Raw genomic sequence first — 16,247 nt, 5'->3', positions numbered from 1 at the left:
ACACCATTCTGCACGTTTGTGCAGAGAACTTGCGACGATGTCCCACTTCCATGCAACCTGCGAAGGTTCCATCGATACGAAAGGTCGACGACGACATGTCGCTCTCCCCCTCGCTGCGGCCCCAGGTCGCACAGATCCGCGACGCTCAGGATCTCGACGTTCTCATCGTGGGCGGCGGGATCAACGGCATCGCCACGCTCCGCGACCTCTCCCTCCAGGGCGTCAAAGCGGCCCTGGTCGAACGCGGAGACTTCGTCTCCGGTGCGTCGAGCGCGTCCAGCCACATGGTGCACGGCGGCGTGCGCTACCTCGAGAACGGCGAGTTCCGCCTCGTCAAGGAGGCGGTCACCGAGCGCAACGCGCTCCTGAAGACCGCCCCGCACTACGTGCGGCCGCTGCCGACGACGATCCCGATCTTCAAGACATTCTCGGGAATCCTGTCCGCTCCCTTCCGACTGCTGGTCACGCATGGGCGCGGCAAGCCCAACGAGCGCGGTGCGCTGCTGATCAAGATCGGCCTCGTGATCTACGACACGTTCTCGCGCGACGGCGGCTCCGTCCCGCGGCACCGTTTCGTGGGCAAGAAGAAGTCGCTCGCCGACTTCCCCAAGTTGAACGAGGGGCTCGCTTACACGGCGACCTACTACGACGCTTCCATGCACGACCCGGAACGCCTCGCCCTGGATGTGCTCTCGGACGGCCTCGAGGACGGCTCCGCGATGGCCGCGAACTACGTCACGGCGATCGGCGCGGACGAGACCGGCGTGCTGCTTCGCGATGAGGTCACCGGCACCGAGTTCACTGTGGCGGCCAAGGTGGTGCTGAACACGTCGGGCCCGTGGACGGACCTCACCAACGCCGCCCTCGGCACCCCGACCCGCTACATGGGTGGCACCAAGGGCTCGCACATCGTGCTCGACAATCCGGAGCTGCTGGCGGCCACCCGCGGTCGGGAGATCTTCTTCGAGCACTCGGACGGGCGCATCGTGCTGATCTACCCGCTCAAGGGCCGCGTCCTCGTGGGCACCACCGATATCGATGCCGACCCCTCCAACAAGGTCACCTGCACCGACGACGAGATCCAGTACTTCTTCGACCTCGTGCGCCATGTGTTCCCGACGATCGAGGTCGATCGGTCTCAGATCGTCTACACGTTCTCCGGCATCCGCCCGTTGCCGCGTCACGACGACACGGCCCCCGGCTTCGTCTCCCGCGACTACCGGATCGTCGACGGCACACTGGGCAAGACGCCGACCCTCAGCCTCGTCGGCGGCAAGTGGACGACCTTCCGCGCGCTGGCGGAGCACCTCAGCACCCGTGCGCTCGAGAAGCTGGGCCGCACGCACCGCGTGAGCACGCAGGGCCTGGCGATCGGCGGCGGCAAGGGCTACCCGATGACACCGGAAGCCCGCCGCGCGTGGGTCGCCGAGCGCAGCGGACGTCACTCGGCATCCCTCGTGCTCAGTCTGCTGGACCGCTACGGCACGCGCGCCGAGGCCGTCCTCGCCGACCTCCCGGCGCAGCCGACCGAGCTCGAGCACGCGCACGGCTACTTCCGCGAGGAACTCGCCTACCTCGCGCGCACCGAGCAGGTCGTGCACCTCATCGACCTGCTGCTGCGCCGCACGGACATCGCCTTCGTCGGCGGGCTCAGCTCGGCCACCCTCCAGGAGGCCGCCGAGGCGATCGCCGAGCCGCTCGGGTGGGACGAGGCCCGCGTGAGCGAAGAGGTCGCTCACGCCACCCAGGTCCTTCGGGAGGACCACCGTATCGACCTCGCGGAGGGCGGACGGCTGGCTTCCTGAGAGAACGTGCGGGCGCGTCCTCTGGTGCGCGCCCGCACACCCGCTCTAGGTTCAGAGCAACCCGATATCCCGCCGCACGAAGGGCGACAGGCGGGCATCACTGAAAGGTCAATGAAGACATGAACGAAGTCAATCTCGGTTTGTACTTCCTCTCCGAAACCGTGGGAACGGCAATGCTGCTGTTGCTCGGTTGCGGTGTGGTTGCGAACGTCGCTCTGGCGAAGACGAAGGGTAACGGCGGCGGATTCCTCCTCGTCAACTGGGGCTGGGGCCTCGCGGTCTTCGCCGGTGTGATCGTCTCGGCGTACTCCGGTGCACAGCTGAACCCGGCCGTGTCCATCGGACTTCTCGTACACGGCGACATCAGCGTCACCCAGTTCGCGATCGCGGTGCTCGCCCAGATGCTGGGTGCCATCATCGGAGCCGTCCTGTGCTGGGTCGCCTACAAGCAGCACTTCGACGACGAGCCCGACCCGGCGAACAAGCTCGGGGTCTTCTCCACGGGGCCGGCGATCCGCTCGTACGGCTGGAACCTCATGACGGAGATCATCGCGACCTTCGTGCTGGTGTTCGTGATCTTCGGATTCCGTGACTACGGCGTCGCCGACATCGGCGTCCCCGGTGGCCTCGGGGGTCTCGCCGCCGTGCCGGTGGCCCTGCTGGTGGTCGGCATCGGAGCCTCCCTCGGTGGCCCGACCGGGTATGCGATCAACCCTGCCCGCGACCTGGGCCCGCGCATCGCCCACGCCATCCTGCCCATCAAGGGCAAGGGCTCCAGCGACTGGTCCTACTCGTGGGTGCCGGTCGTAGGCCCGCTCATCGGTGGAACGCTCGCCGGTATCGCCGCGCCGTTCCTTCTGGGCTTCGTCGCCGCCTGATCCGACCCACTCCCGGGTGGGCGGCGCATCCGTGCGCCCCCCACCCTCCCCACCATCCGAACCAACAGACAAGGAAGTCCATCCAATGGCTGACTACGTCCTCGCCATCGACCAGGGCACCACCTCGACGCGCGCGATGATCTTCGACCGCAAGGGAAGCGTGATCTCCGTCGGGCAGAAGGAGCACGAGCAGATCTTCCCGAAGGCGGGCTGGGTCGAGCACGACCCCGCCGAGATCTGGCGCAACACCCAGGAGGTCATCGGCCTCGCGCTGAGCCGCGCCGACATCACCCGCCACGACATCGCCGCGATCGGCATCACCAACCAGCGTGAGACCGCGGTGGTCTGGGACAAGAACACCGGAAAGTCCGTCTACAACGCGATCGTCTGGCAGGACACCCGCACGCAGTCGATCGTCGATCGTCTGGCAGACGGCGACACCGACCGCTACAAGGACATCGTGGGCCTGCCGCTGGCGACGTACTTCTCCGGAACCAAGATCGTGTGGATCCTCGAGAACGTGGAGGGAGCGCGCGAGAAGGCGGAGGCCGGCGACCTGATCTTCGGCACGACCGACTCATGGGTGCTCTGGAACCTCACCGGCGGCACCGACGGCGGCGTCCACGCGACGGACGTCACCAACGCGAGCCGGACGCTGTTCATGGACCTCGAGACGCTGCAGTGGCGCGACGACATCCTCGCCGACTTCGGCGTGCCGCGCTCGATGATGCCGGAGATCCGCTCCTCCTCCGAGGTCTACGGCAACGCCGAGTCGTCGTCGCTGCTGCGCGAGACCCCCGTCGCCGGCATCCTCGGCGACCAGCAGGCCGCGACCTTCGGTCAGGCGGCGTACGACCCGGGCGAGAGCAAGAACACCTACGGCACCGGGAACTTCCTGATCTTCCAGACGGGTGAGGAGATCGTCCGCTCCAAGAATGGTCTGCTGACGACTCTCGGCTACAAGCTCGGCGACGGCCCGGCGCACTACGCCCTCGAAGGCTCGATCGCCGTCACCGGATCCCTCATCCAGTGGCTGCGCGACCAGCTCGGCATCATCTCGTCCGCGCCCGAGGTCGAGAAGCTCGCCGAGAGCGTCGACGACAACGGCGGCGTGTACTTCGTGCCGGCATTCTCGGGCCTGTTCGCCCCGTACTGGCGCCCGGACGCCCGTGGCGCGATCGTCGGTATGACCCGCTACGTCAACAAGGGGCACATCGCCCGCGCCGCCCTCGAGGCGACCGCCTTCCAGTCGCGCGAGGTGCTCGACGCGGTCAACGCCGATTCCGGCGTCGACCTGACCGAGCTGAAGGTCGACGGCGGCATGACCGCCAACGACGCCCTGATGCAGTTCCAGGCCGACATCCTGGGCGTCCCGGTCGTGCGACCGGTCGTCGCCGAGACCACGGCTCTGGGCGCTGCGTATGCCGCGGGCCTTGCCGTCGGATTCTGGGACAACCTGGACGACCTGCGCGCCAACTGGCAGGAGGACAAGCGCTGGGAGCCGAACATGGATCCCGAGGAGCGCGACCGTCAGCTGCGCCTGTGGAAGAAGGCCGTCACCAAGTCCATGGACTGGGTCGACGACGACGTGCGCTGATTCTCCGAACGTCGAGACGCCCCGCGGGTTCCGACCCGCGGGGCGTCTCCACGCCGACTCTCAGCGGGCCGCCGCGACCTGCGCTTGGTGCCGCACCGGGAAGTTGACCGAGTTCGCGATGAAACACCACTCGTGGGCTGTGGCGTGTGCGGCCTCGGCGGCCGGGATCATCGACGCGTCGGCCACGACCACGCGGGGCTTCAGCAGCACGTCGGTGAAGCGACCCGCCCCCGAGCCGTCGTCGATCATCGTGCCTTCGGCGGCGTCCTCGTACGACACCACGACCACGCCCGCCACGACGCACGCGTGCAGGTACGACAGCAGATGGCACTGGCTGAGGGCGGCCAGGAGCATGTCCTCGGGGTTCCAGCGCCCCGGGTCGCCCCGGAACGGCTTGTCCGCGGAACCCCGCACCTCCGGCTTGCCGTCGATCGTCAGAGTGACGTCGCGGTCATAGTCGCGGTAGCCGCTCGTTCCGGTGCCGCGGTTGCCGGTCCAGAGCGCGTTCAGGCGGTAGTGGTGGGTGCCAGACATGGGCACAGTCTGCCATGGCGGATGCGGGCGCCGACTACGCTGAGAGGATGCCCGAAACGTTCTCCGCCACCGCCGCCGTCGAGCTCGCCGTCGTGGAACGCAGCGGGTTCGTCGAGTCCCGTCACATCGGCTCCGCCGTGGTCCTCGCGTCCGACGGTACCGTGCTCGCCACCCATGGCGATCCCGCATCCGCCGTGCTGCCGCGCTCCACCCTCAAGCCTCTGCAGGCCCTGGCATGCGTGACCGCCGGGGCTGCGCTGGAGGGCGAGCGGCTCGGCCTCGCCACCGCCAGCCACGCGGGAACCGAGAGGCACGTCGCCGTGGTGCGCTCCATCCTGGAGGATGCAGGGTGCACCGAGGACGACCTCGGATGCCCACCGGCCTGGCCCGCCGACACGGCCACCCGCGACGAGATGGTGCGCGATCACGCGACGCGCTCCCGCATCCGGATGAACTGCTCCGGCAAGCACGCCGCGATGCTGCTCGCCTGCCGCGCGACCGGCTGGGACACCGACGGCTATCTGGATCCCGCACACCCGCTGCAGCAGCACATCCGCGAGGTCGTGGAGCGCCTGACCGGCGAGCGTCCGCTCGCGACAGCGGTCGACGGGTGCGGCGCTCCCGTGCCGGCGTTGACGCTCACGGGCCTCGCCCGTGCCCTGCATCGCATGGGGACGTCCTCGGAGCGTTCCCCGTTCGCCCTGCACCGCAGCGCCGCGACACTCATGAGCGCCGTCCGGGAGAACCCGTGGACGATCGACGGCCCGGGCCGCCCGGACACCGTGATCATCGAACGCACCGGCGTGTTCACGAAGACGGGCGCCGAAGGACTCGTCGTCATGGTGGCCCCGGACGGGACCACGGCCGCCGTGAAGATGCTCGACGGGTCCTCGCGCGCCACGGCGACGGTGGGGCTGCGTCTGCTCGAGCGCGCGGGCGCGCTCGCGACGTCCGAGGCGGATGCGGCGCGTCGCGACCTCTCCCTCGCCATTCACGGCGGCGACGCGATCGTCGGCGTCATCCGTCCGACGGTCTGATCTCCCTCCTCGACACCCTTCACAGTCACGGGGTCTGTGCGGTCGAGCCCCGTCTTGTGCAGCACCTGCAGCACCTGGATGAACTCGTCGCCCAGGCCGTACTTGAACGTGACGCGCTTCGCGTTCGTCCAGCGCGGCAGGAGGAGGACTTCCTCGTGCTCCACGTTCACGCATTCCACCGGCCCGATCCCCTCGGGGAAGTCGAGGACCTCCGGCTCCGAGAACGGAGCCGTCGTGTACCGCCCTCGGTCCTTCTCGTAGATCACCGGCGGGTTCAGGCACTCCTCGATCGTCGTCCAGAGGGAGAACGAGGGCGCGAAGTCGTACCCCTCGACGACGAGGTTCGCGCCGTCGCGCACGCCGAGCTCGTCGATCTCATCGAACAGTTCGTCCTGCGCGTAGCGCAGCGAACACGTCCGACAGCCCGGGTTCCACCCGTGACCGATGCCGCATCGGATGCATCCACGTCGCGACGGACGGCGATGCGGGCCGCGGCGGAGCCGACACCTCCGGCGCCGATGACGAGGATACGCATGCTGTTCTGCTGTCTCAGATCAGGCCGCCGTCAACCGAGCGTCCGTAGTCGCCTTCATCCGGGACGAGGACCTCGGTGTCGCGGTTGAGGCTCTCGCCCCGGAAGAACCTCTTCGACCGGGGGAAGAGGAACCACACGAACATCAGGACGACGCCCACGGCAAGCGCGCCGATCCCGATGACGAAGGTTCCACCGATGCCGAACAGGACTGTGTAGCCGTAGTCGACGTCCCACATGTCGATCGCCGACTGGATGAACGCATACGTGAGCATCAGGGCGCCCAGCAGCGGGAGGAGCCCCTTCACCACGAACGCGCCGGTCGAACGGAAGAGCTCCCGCCGGAAGTACCAGACGCAGGCGTATCCGGTGATGGCGTAGTAGAACGCGATCGCGAGCCCGAGCGAGAGGATCGAGTCCTGCAGGATGTTGTCGCTGATGAGCGACATCCCCACGTAGTACACGACCGCGACCACCCCCATGACGAGCGTCGAGAACGACGGCGTGCGATAGACCGGGTGCACGTCCTTGAACCGTGCGGGAAGCGCACGGTAGACCCCCATCGCGAGGGTGCCGCGCGCGGTCGGCAGGATGGTGGTCTGGGTCGACGACACGGCGGAGATGAGGACGGCGACGACGAGCACCCATCCGAAGGGCCCGAGCAGTCCGTCCTTGATGGCGAGGAAGAAGTCGTCGGCGTTGCTCTCGTTTCCCAGCCCCACGCCGTCCTCTCCGAGGCCCGCGTACATCATGGCCGCGATCGTCACCGACACGTAGGTCACGAGCAGGATGACGGTGGTCAGCAGGGCCGCGCGACCGGGCGTGCGCTGGGGATCTTTGGTCTCCTCGTTCAGGGCGAGACAGGTGTCCCATCCCCAGTAGATGAAAAGTGCCAGCAGCACCGCCTCGGTGAAGCCGCTCCAATCCGCGAATCCGAAGGGATTCAGCCACGAGATCTCGAACGGAGTCGGGTTCGGCGCCGTGCCCGCGAAGAACTGCCAGAGCGCTGCCACCACGAAGATCGCGAGTGCGAGGTACTGGATGGCGAGCAGGATGTTCTGGATGCGTTCGCCGATCTCGACGCCGCGCCAGCTCACCCAGGTCATCGCGGCGATGAACGCGACGGCGACCAGCAGGATGCGCCAGTCGTTGTTCTCGAACTCGAGACCGAACAGCGCCCAGAAGTAGATCGAGGCGATCTGGGCGAGGTTGGCCAGCACCACCATCCCGGCGACGGCCACACCCCACCCGCCCATCCAGCCCACCCAGGGGCCGAACGCCTTGGTCCCCCACGTGAAGGTGGTCCCGCAATCGGGGACCGCCCGGTTCAGCTCGCGGTAGGCGAAGGCGATGAACAGCATGGGGACGAAGGCGATGACGAAGGCGATGGGCGCCTGGGCACCCACGGCGAGGACGACGAAGCCGAGCGTAGCCACGAGCGAATACACCGGCGCCGTGGACGCGAGCCCGATGACGGTCGAGCCCCAGAGCCCCAGCGTTCCCGCGGCGAGCCCCTTCCCGTCCGGGCGCTGCAGGTGGATGGGGGTGGTTGTCATGTCCAGACGTTAGGGGTCGGATCCATCGGCGGTCAAGCAATCCGCCGCGCACGGACCGGATCGATGCCCGGCAGCTGCACACGGATCGGCGCGGACCCCTCGCGCACCAGCCATGCTCGCCCCCGCCCGGGAGCGCAGAAGGGCGGCAACGTACGGTCCCCGGTGAGCATCCGGTACTCCGTAGCGCACTCCGCATCCACGAGAAGATCGCCGCGCGAGCGCACCTTCTGCAGCACGGGCCAGGACCGCTGCCACAGTTCGGGATCCGCGACGATCGCGCGCGCGGGACCGGTGTCGTCACGGTCGGCGTCCGAGATGCCGACGACGTCGAGCCCACGGCCGGCGAGGGCCGCCGCGACACGTCGCGCCTGCATGCCGTCGCGGATGACCACGCCGAGCGGCCCCGTGTCACCGGGGTAGGCGGGTGGCTCGGCAACGGTCGTCCGCGGAGGGGCGTCCACCCACGGGATCTGGATGACACGGCCGTCGAGAGCGCCGCGCCCGGCCGGAGCGTGCGGATCGAACAGTTGGGGAACGCCCCCTGCACCGAGGTGGTCGATCTTGCTCGGCATCCGCAGCAGCACCCGCCGCGGGAGAAGATCGGCGATACGTGCGAGCTGACCCATGACCCGACCGCTCGAGATCGCGAAGCGCCGCCCGTGGGCACGCGCGGATCGACACGATCGCTCGATCATGGCCAGCGCGGCGGCCGCGTAGTCGGGCGGGAGCCCGGCCAGGGCCGCATCGAGATCGTCCACCAGCACGAGGGGGTCCGCCGCTGCTTCGAGCTCACACAGCGCGTCCCAGAATCCCTCGGGATCGGCGGGAATCCACCGAGCGGGAGTCTGCGCGGCGAGCGCGGCGAGCGCCGTCGTCCGCCCGCTCCCTGGCCCACCGAGGATCAGGACGCCGGCGTCGCTGTGTTCCAGCCGCGCCGCCCGCTGGCGTTGATTGTCCGGCTCGTCCACCAGCCCGATCACGGGACGCTCGGTGCTCACCGGCACCTCGGACAGCGGCCAGCGCCCCGGAAGCGGGGGCTGCCAGGGGCGCCGCGGCGCGGGCTCGGCGCGGCGATGGGCGCAGATCTTCGCCACATCCGCCGGAGCGGTGCGCGCCACCCGCAGGGCGTGCGGCTCGGCGTCGCCGGCGCGCCGCACGAACGCGGTACCGCGCGACGCGGCGCCCCCCGGAATCTCGGCGGCAGCGTGGGTGCCGATCACGAAGCGGCTGTCGGCGTCGTCGACGACTCGCATGCTGACGCGGAGCGGACAGTTCGCCAGCAACGAATCCCGCACGACCCCCGCGGCACGTTGCGTTCCGAGGATCAGATGGATGCCGAGCGCCCGACCTCGCGCGGCCAGATCGGAGAACAACGTCCCGAGTTCGCGATGTGCGTCCAGGAGCGCGGCAAACTCGTCGACCACCACGACGAGGCGCGACAGCTCGTCGCCGACGTCGGCGACGTCGCGAGCCCCGGCGGCAGCGAGAGCTCGTTCGCGGTGACGGATCTCCGCCCGGAGGCTCTCCAGCGCGCGCTGTGTCGCATGCGGGTCGAGGTCGGTCAGCACACCCGCGACGTGCGGCAGATCCGCGAGCGCATCGAACGCGGTCCCGCCTTTGAAGTCCGCCAACAGGAACGTGACCTCCCGCGTGCTGCGCGTCGCCGCCAACTGCGCGACCCACGTGACCAGCAGTTCGCTCTTACCGGAGCCGGTAATCCCCGCGACGAGGGCATGCGGACCGTCGGCAACGAGGTCGACGACGACCGGCCCGTTCCCGTCGGCACCGATCGCCACCGCAAGACCGCCGCGCACCGTCGGGGGCGTGAGCTCGCTGGCAGCGACCGCTGACGGCAACTCCCGCCGGCCGGGCAGGTCCCGGTACCGCTCCCCCAGTGCCGACGCGAGCTGCGTGGCCTGAGCGGCCGAGAGCACGTCGACGCAGACATCGACCGCGCGCCCGGCGTACTCGAGGCGGGCGCGAGCGATGTCGTCCAGGGTGAGCACCGCCGCGCACCGCGTCGGGAGCGGCTCGTGCGGCTCGACGACGACCACCGCTGCTTCCTCGGGGTCCCGCGCCTGAGCTGCGTCGACGTCCAGATGACACGGAACGCCGGACGCGAGGTGATGTGGCAGTGCACTGGTCCACGCCTCCGCAACCTCGGCCACGACACGGAGCGCACCGGGCGGATGAGCGCAGCACAGCTGCAGCACGAGTGCCCGTGCCACAGCCGACGCGGCGACCCGCGGTCCCCGCACGGCGATTCCCGCGCCGAGCGGAATGGCCACGGGCGCGTCCGAGAGTGTCCCGGCGCGCGCGATCAGGTCTCGCGAGAGCTCGTCGTCCGCCGCACTGACCCTCACGTCGCTGACGACGTCGCCGCGACCGACGACGAGCACCCCGCTGCGAGACGGATGCGGCCGCCACAGTTCGCCGGGGTCATCGAGGTAGCCGTCGAGCGTGGGCGTCGCGCGCAACGCCTCCGAGCGCTCCAGGGCGTGACGCCGATCGATCTCCTCGCGGAGGCGGCTGGCGAGATCCGCACGCATCCGTTGCTGCTCTCGCGCGTCGCGGCGGGCGCCGCGCGAGGCGTCCAACACGCCCGCCACGGCGATGACGGGCCCGAGCAACGCGAACCACAGCACACCTGCGTAACCCGTGACCTGCCAGAGGACGAGCGCTCCCAGCACCGGGGCCAGCGAGGCGAGCCACGGGATCGGCGGGCGGCGTCGAGGCGGATCCGGTGGCGGCAGCGTCAGGTGCGCCGACGACGCAGCGGCGGGGCTGACGGCGGGCTGAGGAGTGAACACCACCTCAGTGTCGGGCGCGGTGGCCCTGTCGAACTCGGCAGGTCCTGCGCGGTGCACGCAACGCGGCGAGGTCGCGTCTGTGGAGAGTCAGTCTGTGCGCGTGACGTTCAGAACGATCACGGTCACGTTGTCGCGCCCGCCGTTCTCGAGTGCGGCGTCCATCATGGCCGCTGCCGCTTCTGCCGGGTCCTCGTGCTCGCGCAGGAAGTGCTGGATGCCGTAGTCCGTGAGCTCCTTGGTGAGCCCGTCCGAGCACACGACGAAACGGTCGCCGTCGAGCACATCGAGCCGGATGTAGTCCGGCCGCACGCTGTCACTGGGTCCCACGGCGCGCGTGATCACGTTTCCGTAGGGGTGATGCTCGGCTTCCTCGGGGCTGAGCCGGCCGGCTGCGACCAGCTCCTGGACGACAGAGTGATCGGTCGTGATCTGCACGAGGGTGTCGTCGCGCAGCAGATACACGCGCGAGTCGCCGATATTCAGGCTCACCCAGTGCGGCTCGCTACCGGTCAGCTCGAGGAACACACCCGTCACGGTCGTGCCTGTGCCGTCGTCTGTGGCCTCGGGGTGCGATGCGATGTCCTTGACGGCCTTCGCGAGCGCCTTCTCGATGGTCTTCGGGGTGACCGAGCCCGACCCCACGACCGCCTCGAGGCGGTTCACGGTGCTGGAACTCGCAATCTCCCCGCCGATGTGTCCGCCCATACCGTCGGCGACGACGAACAGCGGGTACTCGGCGAACACAGCGTCCTGATTGATCTCGCGGCGCCGTCCGACATCCGTCAGAGCCGCCCAGGCGAGCTCGATCGATCCCTGCGGCAGCGGCACAGTGCGCCGCCGGGTCGCAGCCTCGGGCACGCGGTGTCCTTCCATCGGGGGTATGGGCACGCCGATGTCGACGCGGTCCTCACATCCTAACGACTGCGCCCGGCGGATCAGCGCCGGCGGGCCGGATGCGGCGAGCCTCCGTTCGCGGGGAACGGAGGCTCGCTCGAGGACATGGTCAGCCGCGCGGGGGCTCGGCCTCGTCGGATCCGGGTGCCGTCGGCGGAGCCGGCGGCGTGGTGGGCGGTGCCGGCGGGGTCGAGGGGTCGCTCGGTGCCGGCGCGGTCCCTGCGGGAGGCGGGGTGTACGCCGGCGGCGGGTAGGCGCCCGGCTGCGGCGCCGGCGGCGGGTAGGCGCCCGGCTGCGGCGCCGGCGGCGGAGCGTAGGCGCCGGGTGCGGCAGATCCGCCCTGCTGTGCGGGCGGCGGGTACGCGCCGGGCTGCTGCGGGTAGGCACCCGGCTGCTGCGGGTATCCGCCCGGCTGCGCGTAGCCCGCGGGCGGCGGGTAGGCGCCGGCCGCGCCGTATGCACCCTGCGGAGCGGGAGCACCCGGCTGAACCGGGACGCCCGACCATACGACGTTGTCCGCGAGGAAGCTGCGGCTCCACGGCGCGGGCGGGATCTGCGGGTTCCAGCGCGACTTGTCGTACGCCATGATGCCCAGCCAGACGATGCTGAGGAAGATGTAGAGCACGACCCACGCGCCCTCCTTCTGCAGCTTCTGTCCGACGCGGTAGGCCGCCATCACCACGTACACGGTCGCAGCGAGGGAGGGAAGAAGAGCGAAGAACGAGCCGATGTACGGAATCAGGTTCAACACGAAGGTGATGCCGAACAGCACGAGCAGCCACCAGGGGTTGAGATCGCCGAGCTTCACGAACACCATCTCGCGGTACACGGGCACCCAACCGCGCCACTTGCCCTCGACGCCGGCCTTCTCGAAGAGCTTGTTGTAGAAGATCGAAGAGACGACGTAGGCGGCGGCGCCGATCAGAAGAAAGACGCCGAGGAAGGCGAAGAAGATACCCAGCGCGGTAGCGCCGGAGTATCCGTAGTCATAGTTGTACGCATAAGGGTTCACGGGGAATCCTCTCGGGTCAGAGGCATGGTGGCCTCGCGGAACCACCCGTCCCGCGGCTCACATCGTAGCGAGCCTGAGTGTTGCCTGACAGGGGCTTGCGTGAAGTTGGGGATGAACCCTCACACGGTGAGGCGGAGTTCGCCGTTGCCCGCCTCATCGACCGCGATTCCGACGCCCACCGCCCAGCGCAGGAACGCGCCACGGGAGGCGATGCGGGGACGCTCCTGAGCCAGCCGACGCACGAGCGCTCCTTTGGCGTGCTTGTTGAAGTGGTTCAGGGCCCGCACCTCGCCGTCCTCGCCCGCGGTGACGACACGGACATAGGCGGATGCGGACCTCTCCGGAACGGGGCCGAGCGCCACATACGCCTCCGAGCGCAGGTCCAGGATGAAGCGCGCGCCGGCCTCGCCCAGCGCCGACGTCACCGCCTCGGCCCAGTGGCGGCGCAGCGGAGCGATGCCCGGCAGCGACGTGCCCGCTCCCAGCCGGTAGGCCGGAAGCGGATCGAGAGCGCCGACCGGCCCGAAGGGGGCGGAGTGGATCAGCACATGCTCTCCGAGCCACCGTCGCGCCCGCGCCTCTAGGGACGAGGCGTCGAGCGCATCGAACAGCACCCCCGTGTAGCGGTCGACCGCCGGCATCGTGGGCGACGAGCGCAGCGCGGCGTTGACCGCGATCTCTCCCCGCTGGCGCCCGCTCAGCTTGAGGGTCTTCGCCGCCGCGTCTTCGTCGCCGGAGAGCTCCACGAGCGCCGAAACGACGGCCTCGCGTTGCGGCGCCAGCTGCGGCAGCCGCAGATCCGCCGCGTTCCACGGCGCCCCCGCACCACCGGCTCGCTTGGTCTCGGACGGTGGCAGCAGCACGAGCATGGTCACTCCAGGAGAACGACACACGCCGCCCGCGGGAGCGGACGGCGTGTGTGCGGGATGCGGGTCAGGAGACGAGTGCCGCGTTGCCGGCGACGATCGTCACCTGGTCGTGCTCGACCGAGATGAAACCGTCGTGCGCGTTCGCGACGATCTTGTTCCCGCCGGGCTCGGTGATGCGCACCTGGCCCTCGGCGAGGATCGCCAGCACCGGCTCGTGACCGGTCATGAAACCGATCTCGCCCTCGATGGTCTTCGCGATGACCAGGTCGGCCTCACCGGACCAGACCTCGGCATCTGCGGAGACGAGACTCACCTTGAGCGGCATGATCAGCCGTTCTCCTTCTGGATCTGCGCCCACTTGGCCTCGACGTCGGAGATACCGCCGACGTTGAAGAAGGCCTGCTCGGCCACGTGGTCGAACTCGCCCTTGACAATCGCGTCGAAGGACTCGATGGTCTCCTTGATCGGGACCGTGGAGCCCTCGACGCCGGTGAACTTCTTCGCCATGTAGGTGTTCTGCGAGAGGAACTGCTGGATGCGGCGTGCACGCGACACGACGATCTTGTCCTCTTCGGAGAGCTCGTCGACACCGAGGATCGCGATGATCTCCTGCAGCTCCTTGTTCTTCTGCAGGATCTGCTTCACGGAGGTGGCCACGCGGTAGTGGTCCTCACCGATGTAGCGCGGGTCCAGGATGCGGCTGGTCGAGGTCAGCGGGTCGATCGCGGGGTACAGACCCTTCGATGCGATCTCGCGCGAGAGCTCCGTGGTGGCGTCGAGGTGAGCGAATGTGGTCGCCGGAGCCGGGTCGGTGTAGTCGTCGGCGGGGACGTAGATCGCCTGCAGCGAGGTGATCGAGTGACCGCGCGTCGACGTGATGCGCTCCTGGAGCACACCCATCTCGTCGGCCAGGTTCGGCTGGTAACCCACGGCGGAGGGCATGCGGCCCAACAGCGTGGAGACCTCGGAACCGGCCTGCGTGAAGCGGAAGATGTTGTCGATGAACAGCAGCACGTCCTGCTTCTGCACGTCGCGGAAGTACTCCGCCATCGTCAGAGCCGACAGCGCGACACGCAGACGCGTCCCCGGCGGCTCATCCATCTGGCCGAAGACCAGGGCCGTCTTGTCGAAGACACCCGCCTCCTCCATCTCGCCGATGAGGTCGTTTCCCTCGCGGGTGCGCTCACCGACACCGGCGAACACCGACACGCCGCCGTGGTCCTGCGCGACGCGCTGGATCATCTCCTGGATGAGGACGGTCTTACCGACACCGGCACCGCCGAACAGGCCGATCTTTCCACCCTGGACGTACGGGGTGAGCAGGTCGATGCTCTTGATACCGGTCTCGAACATCTCGGTCTTCGACTCGAGCTGGTCGAAGCTCGGCGCCTGACGGTGGATGCCCCATCGCTCGGTGATCTCGACCTGCTCGCCGGGAACGGCGTTGAGGATGTCGCCGGTCACGTTGAAGACCTTGCCCTTGGTGACGTCGCCGACGGGGACCGTGATCGGGCCGCCGGTGTCGCGCACCTCCTGGCCGCGGACGATGCCGTCCGTGGGCTTCAGAGCGATGGCGCGAACGAGGTCGTCACCCAGGTGCTGGGCGACCTCGAGCGTGATCTCCGTCGACTCCTCGCCGATGGTGATCGTGGTCTTGAGCGCGTTGTAGATGTCGGGGATCGAGTCGTGAGGGAACTCGATGTCGACGACGGGGCCGGTCACGCGCGCGACGCGCCCGACGACGGCGACGGACGCCTGATCGGCCGTTGCGGTGGTGGTCATGGTGTCTTCCTCGTTTTCTACTTGCCGGACGCCAGGGCGTCGGCGCCGCCGACGATCTCGGCGATCTGCTGCGTGATCTCGGCCTGACGCGCGTTGTTGCGCAGGCGGGTGTAGTCGGTGATGAGCTTGTCGGCGTTGTCGCTGGCCGACTTCATCGCCTTCTGCGTGGCGGCGTGCTTGGCCGCCGACGACTGCAGGAGGGCGTTGAAGACGCGGCTCTGGATGTACACCGGGAGCAGGGAGTCCAGAACGGCCTCGGCATCCGGCTCGAACTCGTACAGCGGGTAGACCGCCGCCGCGGACGACGACGTCTCCTCGGCCGCCTCGACGACCTCGAGCGGGAGGAGACGCACGGTCTCCGGGCTCTGGGTCATCATGCTGACGAAGCGGTTGTACACGAGGTGGATCTCGTCCACTCCGCCCGCCTCGCCGCCGCGGCGGAAGGCCTCGAGCAGCGTGTCCGCGATCTCCTCGGCGGTCGAGAAGTGAGGCGTGTCCGTGTCGCCCGTCCACTCCGCGGCCGCTTCGAGCTTGCGGAACTGGAAGAACCCGACCGCCTTGCGTCCGACGAGGTAGAACACCGGCTCGCGGCCCTCGCTACGCAGAAGCTCGCCCTGCTCCAGGCCTGCGCGGATGATCTGCGAGTTGAACGCCCCCGCCAATCCGCGGTCGGACGAGAAGATCACGACGGCTGAGCGACGGATCACCTCGGGCTCACGCGTGAGCGGGTGGTCGACGTTCGAGTACGTCGCGACGGCCGAGACGGCCCGCGTCACGGCCTGCGCGAAGGGCGACGACGCGCGCACGCGCGTCATCGCCTTCTGAATACGCGAAGCCGCGATGAGCTCCATCGCCTTCGTGATCTTCTTGGTCGTCTGAGCAGAAGCGATCTTCTGCTTGTAGACCCTGAGTTGAGCGCCCATGATTTACGGCTCCGTACG

Annotated in this window: 13 protein-coding genes and 1 pseudogene; 4 read left to right on the top strand and 10 right to left on the bottom strand. The window is 68.9% G+C overall.

The window, feature by feature from the left end; translation table 11 throughout:
• Positions 1-95: 95 nt before the first annotated feature.
• The 3 genes from ACYVJS_RS00715 (at position 96) to glpK (ending at position 4,280) form a co-directional block, all read left to right on the top strand.
• Complete coding sequence (locus tag ACYVJS_RS00715) at positions 96-1,805, top strand: glycerol-3-phosphate dehydrogenase/oxidase (protein ID WP_460736809.1); 1,710 nt, start codon at positions 96-98, stop codon at positions 1,803-1,805.
• A gap of 119 nt (positions 1,806-1,924) precedes the next feature.
• On the top strand, positions 1,925-2,683 hold the full coding sequence (locus ACYVJS_RS00710; protein ID WP_460736807.1) for an MIP/aquaporin family protein: 759 nt from the start codon (positions 1,925-1,927) through the stop codon (positions 2,681-2,683).
• 85 nt (positions 2,684-2,768) lie between these two features.
• The gene (gene glpK, locus ACYVJS_RS00705) at positions 2,769-4,280 is read left to right on the top strand and encodes a glycerol kinase GlpK (protein WP_460736805.1); all 1,512 of its coding nucleotides are present in this window, start codon (positions 2,769-2,771) and stop codon (positions 4,278-4,280) included.
• Between the two features lie 60 nt (positions 4,281-4,340).
• On the opposite strand, the gene ACYVJS_RS00700 is transcribed toward glpK, so the two are convergent.
• Positions 4,341-4,814 carry an OsmC family protein gene (locus tag ACYVJS_RS00700; protein ID WP_460736803.1) on the bottom strand — a complete coding sequence of 158 codons (474 nt, stop codon included), beginning with the start codon at positions 4,812-4,814 and terminating at the stop codon, positions 4,341-4,343.
• A gap of 47 nt (positions 4,815-4,861) precedes the next feature.
• Here ACYVJS_RS00700 and ACYVJS_RS00695 point away from each other — a divergent pair, with 47 nt between their 5' ends.
• Positions 4,862-5,851, top strand: coding sequence for an asparaginase (locus ACYVJS_RS00695; protein WP_460736801.1), 990 nt, complete (start codon positions 4,862-4,864; stop codon positions 5,849-5,851).
• On the opposite strand, the pseudogene ACYVJS_RS00690 reads toward ACYVJS_RS00695, so the two are convergent.
• The 9 genes and pseudogenes from ACYVJS_RS00690 to ACYVJS_RS00650 form a co-directional block, all read right to left on the bottom strand.
• A pseudogene (locus ACYVJS_RS00690) lies at positions 5,842-6,286 on the bottom strand (saccharopine dehydrogenase family protein); the annotation flags it as partial. The gene ACYVJS_RS00695 and the pseudogene ACYVJS_RS00690 sit on opposite strands and share 10 nt — an antisense overlap.
• Positions 6,287-6,400: 114 nt before the next feature.
• Entirely contained in the window at positions 6,401-7,939 is a 1,539-nt protein-coding gene (locus ACYVJS_RS00685; protein WP_460736799.1) for an APC family permease, read from the bottom strand.
• 32 nt (positions 7,940-7,971) lie between these two features.
• Positions 7,972-10,749 carry an FtsK/SpoIIIE domain-containing protein gene (locus ACYVJS_RS00680; RefSeq protein ID WP_460736797.1) on the bottom strand — a complete coding sequence of 926 codons (2,778 nt, stop codon included), beginning with the start codon at positions 10,747-10,749 and terminating at the stop codon, positions 7,972-7,974.
• 87 nt (positions 10,750-10,836) lie between these two features.
• Positions 10,837-11,607, bottom strand: coding sequence for a PP2C family protein-serine/threonine phosphatase (locus ACYVJS_RS00675; RefSeq protein ID WP_309732513.1), 771 nt, complete (start codon positions 11,605-11,607; stop codon positions 10,837-10,839).
• A 145-nt stretch (positions 11,608-11,752) separates the two neighbouring features.
• Positions 11,753-12,655, bottom strand: a complete 903-nt coding sequence (locus ACYVJS_RS00670) for a DUF5684 domain-containing protein (RefSeq protein ID WP_460736795.1) — start codon at positions 12,653-12,655, stop codon at positions 11,753-11,755.
• Between the two features lie 119 nt (positions 12,656-12,774).
• Positions 12,775-13,524, bottom strand: a complete 750-nt coding sequence (locus ACYVJS_RS00665; protein ID WP_460736793.1) for a YaaA family protein — start codon at positions 13,522-13,524, stop codon at positions 12,775-12,777.
• Positions 13,525-13,588: 64 nt separating this feature from the next.
• Positions 13,589-13,849, bottom strand: coding sequence for a F0F1 ATP synthase subunit epsilon (locus tag ACYVJS_RS00660; protein WP_137416473.1), 261 nt, complete (start codon positions 13,847-13,849; stop codon positions 13,589-13,591).
• 2 nt (positions 13,850-13,851) lie between these two features.
• The gene (atpD, locus tag ACYVJS_RS00655) at positions 13,852-15,306 is read right to left on the bottom strand and encodes a F0F1 ATP synthase subunit beta (RefSeq protein ID WP_460736790.1); all 1,455 of its coding nucleotides are present in this window, start codon (positions 15,304-15,306) and stop codon (positions 13,852-13,854) included.
• A gap of 17 nt (positions 15,307-15,323) precedes the next feature.
• Positions 15,324-16,229, bottom strand: coding sequence for a F0F1 ATP synthase subunit gamma (locus ACYVJS_RS00650; protein ID WP_460736788.1), 906 nt, complete (start codon positions 16,227-16,229; stop codon positions 15,324-15,326).
• Positions 16,230-16,247 lie beyond the last annotated feature (18 nt).

It is taken from the genome of Microbacterium neimengense (assembly GCF_054782995.1).
This window is presented reverse-complemented; position numbering and strand designations above follow the sequence as displayed.

Excerpts from the sequence above, each read along its gene's own strand:
- ACYVJS_RS00650 (WP_460736788.1), bottom strand. The coding sequence starts at position 16,229 with ATGGGCGCTCAACTCAGGGTCTACAAGCAGAAGATCGCTTCTGCTCAG.
- ACYVJS_RS00700 (WP_460736803.1), bottom strand. The coding sequence starts at position 4,814 with ATGTCTGGCACCCACCACTACCGCCTGAACGCGCTCTGGACCGGCAAC.
- ACYVJS_RS00685 (WP_460736799.1), bottom strand. The coding sequence starts at position 7,939 with ATGACAACCACCCCCATCCACCTGCAGCGCCCGGACGGGAAGGGGCTC.
- ACYVJS_RS00710 (WP_460736807.1), top strand. The coding sequence starts at position 1,925 with ATGAACGAAGTCAATCTCGGTTTGTACTTCCTCTCCGAAACCGTGGGA.
- ACYVJS_RS00660 (WP_137416473.1), bottom strand. The coding sequence starts at position 13,849 with ATGCCGCTCAAGGTGAGTCTCGTCTCCGCAGATGCCGAGGTCTGGTCC.
- ACYVJS_RS00695 (WP_460736801.1), top strand. The coding sequence starts at position 4,862 with ATGCCCGAAACGTTCTCCGCCACCGCCGCCGTCGAGCTCGCCGTCGTG.
- atpD (WP_460736790.1), bottom strand. The coding sequence starts at position 15,306 with ATGACCACCACCGCAACGGCCGATCAGGCGTCCGTCGCCGTCGTCGGG.
- glpK (WP_460736805.1), top strand. The coding sequence starts at position 2,769 with ATGGCTGACTACGTCCTCGCCATCGACCAGGGCACCACCTCGACGCGC.
- ACYVJS_RS00665 (WP_460736793.1), bottom strand. The coding sequence starts at position 13,524 with ATGCTCGTGCTGCTGCCACCGTCCGAGACCAAGCGAGCCGGTGGTGCG.
- ACYVJS_RS00715 (WP_460736809.1), top strand. The coding sequence starts at position 96 with ATGTCGCTCTCCCCCTCGCTGCGGCCCCAGGTCGCACAGATCCGCGAC.